We start from the raw sequence: 2129 nt of genomic DNA, 5'->3' as shown, positions 1-2129 counted from the left end.
GGTCGCGCGGTCGGCGGTGGATCAGCCGCACAGCGAGGCTCATACATTCTTCCTCGACGACGGCATGCGCCGTCTGCGTCTCACCGCGAAGATCGAACCGTTGAGCGTTGATGCCGAGGCTGTCGGGGCAATGGTCATCTTCACCATGCAGGAGCCCTTCAGCCAGCTCGACCTGCTCCTGCTCGACAGTGCCAAATTCGCGCTCAGCGTCCAGATGATGCGCAGCTTCATCCGCTTCCGATTCGAGACACGCACGTTGACGGAGTTGTTCATGGAGGTGGTCGAGCATCGCTGGCACGACCCCGCCGATGTAATGCAGCGGGCGCAGCGGCTTGGCGTAGGGCTGGCATCACCAAAGCAGATGATCCTCATCGATCTGCCTGAAGCCGCCCAAAGCAGCGCCGGACGTCTGGTCGATCCGCATCATGCGGTGATCCGGTTGCTGCAGCAGAACTCGGTCGCGGCTGACATCATCGTCGTCGACAATGGCCTCGTCTGCCTGATCCCGGCTGAGCTGGGCGAAGACAGGGACCGTATCGCCAAGCTGCTGCGCAAGGTTGCCGAGGAACTGGGGCGCCAATTCGGCCAGGAACCGTTCGTCGTTCTTTCCGGTCTCTGCACCAAACTTGCGGACTATCCCCCGGCATGGGATCGCTGCCGGCGCATGATCCGCATCGGACGCTCGTTCGGCCGGACCGGCGTCTTTGCCAGCCAGGATTTCGGCCCGCTGCCGATGCTGATCGCGGCCGCCGAGGTGGAGGATGTGCGGAGCTTCGTGCAGGACAGTGTCGGCGCCATCGCCGATCACGATGGCCAGCACGGCACCCCCTATATGGAGACGTTGTTCTCCTATCTGCGCGAAGGCTGCCGCAGCCAGGCCTGCGCTGATGCGATGGGGCTGCACGTGACCACCTTGCGGTACCGGCTGGCGCGCATCCAGGAACTGTTCGGTGTCGATCTCGATACCCCTGAGCGGCGCTTTGCTTTCGAGCTCGCCATCCGCTTGCGCGAGGTCATCGACAACCGCGATTCGGTCGAAAGATAGCATCGTTCCAGCCTCCGCCGTGCGGACTGTTTCCAGCTTGGGTATCTTCCCTGCCGTTTGCGTTGTTGTCCGCGATCCTTGCTCGCAAACACAGCAGCCTCTCTGCCTACTGTTCCTATCAACAGGAGGAAGAACGGCTGCAGGTCAGCGGCTAACGTCTCGCGCAATACGAAGAGGGAACACGAGGCCAGATGCTGACGACTCCACAGCCAACGATCGATCCGATTGCACTGAGAAGGGCATTCGGAACCTTCGTGACCGGCGTCACGGTCATCACCACCCGCGACGCCGATGGCACGCCGCGCGGCATGACGGCCAACTCCTTCACGTCGGTCTCGCTTGATCCGCCGCTGCTTCTGGTTTGCGTCGGCAAGGCCGCTGCCAGCTATGCCGCGTTCAACGCGTCCGACTCTTTCGCGGTCAATCTTTTGCATGAGGGGCAGACCGACGTCTCGGCGGTCTTCGCCTCGAAGGCGCACGACAAGTTCGGCTCGATCAGCCATGACCGTGTCCACACCGGGGCGCCGATCCTCAACGAATGCCTGACCTGGTTCGACTGCACCGTGCACAACCGCGTCGATGCCGGCGACCATGTCGTTCTCATCGGAGCCGTGCAGGCGTTTGGCACCAGTCCGTCGGCACCGCTCGGCTTTTGCCGCGGACGCTATGCCTCGGTGAAGGATCCACTGCCACCGGGCTGGCTTGCGTCCCACTCGATGATCGTCGGCTATTTGATCGAAGCCGAAGGCAACATCCTGTTGCGCGCCGACGGCAAGGGCGGCTGGGTGCTGCCCAGCGCCAAGAGCCGCAAGGCGGAAAACGAACTCAAGCTCGAAGGCGGCGACGCACTGACGCTGCTTCCGGATGAGACGTTTCTTTATTCCGTCTTCGATGTCGCCGACAGCGATCCCGGCTACCTCATCTATCGCGCCCGTCTCTCCGGCACCTCGGCCGCCTTCGCCGTGCCCGCGGGGTTCAGCTTCTTCTCGCTGGCCGATCTTCCCTATGAAGACATTTCGGCCCGCGAAATCCGTGCGCTGCTGCGCCGCTACAGCCGCGAGCGGCACGACGATCGGTTCAGCAT

The 2129-nt window shown here is 62.9% G+C and carries 2 protein-coding genes; both read left to right on the top strand.

Annotation, left to right across the window (positions count from 1 at the left end; genetic code table 11):
* Nucleotides 1-1045 (top strand): helix-turn-helix domain-containing protein (locus EN932_RS34750; protein WP_164890799.1); only part of this gene is annotated, 1045 nt, incomplete at its 5' end.
* Between the two features lie 191 nt (nucleotides 1046-1236).
* Nucleotides 1237-2129 (top strand): flavin reductase (locus EN932_RS34745; protein WP_128369463.1); only part of this gene is annotated, 893 nt, incomplete at its 3' end.

Origin of the sequence: Mesorhizobium sp. M7A.F.Ca.US.002.01.1.1, assembly GCF_004022955.1 — a bacterium.
Taxonomy (GTDB): domain Bacteria; phylum Pseudomonadota; class Alphaproteobacteria; order Rhizobiales; family Rhizobiaceae; genus Mesorhizobium; species Mesorhizobium ciceri.
Note: the sequence above shows the minus strand (reverse complement) of the source record. Positions and strands in the feature narration are given on the sequence as shown.